This window comes from Pseudomonas protegens (assembly GCF_003732485.1).
In the GTDB taxonomy this organism is placed as follows: Bacteria; Pseudomonadota; Gammaproteobacteria; order Pseudomonadales; family Pseudomonadaceae; genus Aquipseudomonas; species Aquipseudomonas protegens_B.
Map to the genome: position 1 here is coordinate 55,262 of NZ_MOAK01000032.1, position 1,304 is coordinate 56,565.

Annotated in this window: 1 protein-coding gene; it reads right to left on the bottom strand. The window is 46.4% G+C overall.

The genetic code is table 11. The annotated features are described in order from the left end of the window. A partial coding sequence (locus tag BLX41_RS33525) for a transporter substrate-binding domain-containing protein (protein WP_259744429.1) occupies positions 1–1,265 on the bottom strand: 1,265 nt, incomplete at its 3' end. Positions 1,266–1,304 lie beyond the last annotated feature (39 nt).

Consider the following 1,304-nt stretch of genomic DNA (forward strand, 5'->3'; position numbering starts at 1 on the left):
CCATTTGAGTCATTAAATGGCAAAGCCCATCCATACAGGGTCAAGGTGCGACCATCATGCCATTTCACCTGACGATCGCCCGACATGTTAGAGCCATCTTGCATCAGTTTAAGATACTCGTCTTGATAAGACTGGGCATCGATAACTTCTGCGTAAGGGCTCTCGCTCACGAGTTTGCCAACAACACTCTCGAAATTGACACCTAGTTCTTTCAAATAACGGTGATTGCACATGACTAGACGGCCAGTTCGATCACGAACATAAATCGGATGAGGCAATCCATCAATCAACACTCGCATTAAATTCAGTTGGTCATTCAGGGCTTGTTCAGCGAACTTACGCGCTCGAATCTGGTAGACCAAAAAAAGTGCCCATCCAAAAACAGCAGCTAACAACAGAGAGAGGTATATGCTTTGCAACCGAGACAGACCATGACTTTCTCTAAACCCGAATACTGAAATGCCGGTTGCATCCGTACGATTTTTCATATCTACCAGCTCCATCGGCGAAATAGCGGTCAGCGCCTTTTCCAGAATAGAGAACAACTCTAACGCCCCTCGACTTGTGGCCAGAGTGATGTTCTCAGGCCCTTCTCCGAGCGCACAATAAATCCGCAGCCGATCATCATATCCACGACTAAGCATGTAACTTGCAACCTTAAGCGGCACCACCGCGGCCTGCATCTTCTTAGAAGCTACGGCTGCAAATAATTTTTCTGCATCATTAAACTCAACAGTAGAGTTCATCGGAGAATGCGCAAATAATCGGCCCTCTAGCTGGTGCCCTGTTGGTTTCGCACACATCGTCAAATACTTATCACTAAGCTGATGAAAATCTAATCCACTGGATTCAGAATTGAGACTGACCAACACGTATGGACTGACTGAGTATGGACGGGTAAAACTTAGACGATACTCGTCATAAGAGTTTGGAATAGCCATTGCCAACAAATCTGCTGCTCCACTGTCGATAAGCGCTAGCTCTTCCTCTGAATTACGGACTGGCACCACCTCGAATTTAAGCCCTGTATGGGAGGTAATATTTTCCAATACACTTTCCGCCAAACCACTGAAGCGGCCCTTACTATCAAAATAGGAAAATGGTGGAACTCCACCATGAGCCGCCACCTTTACAACGGGATTCTTAGCTAACCAACGGCTCTCCTGCTCACTCAATGTGATGCGGTCTTTTTTGACCGTATTATAAGTTTCAGGAACCCAGCGCTGCAAAATCGAGGTGCGTTGAACGTCCAGAATACTTTGCAAGGAGGCATTTATTCCTCGGAGCAAAGGTCCATTCTGCTT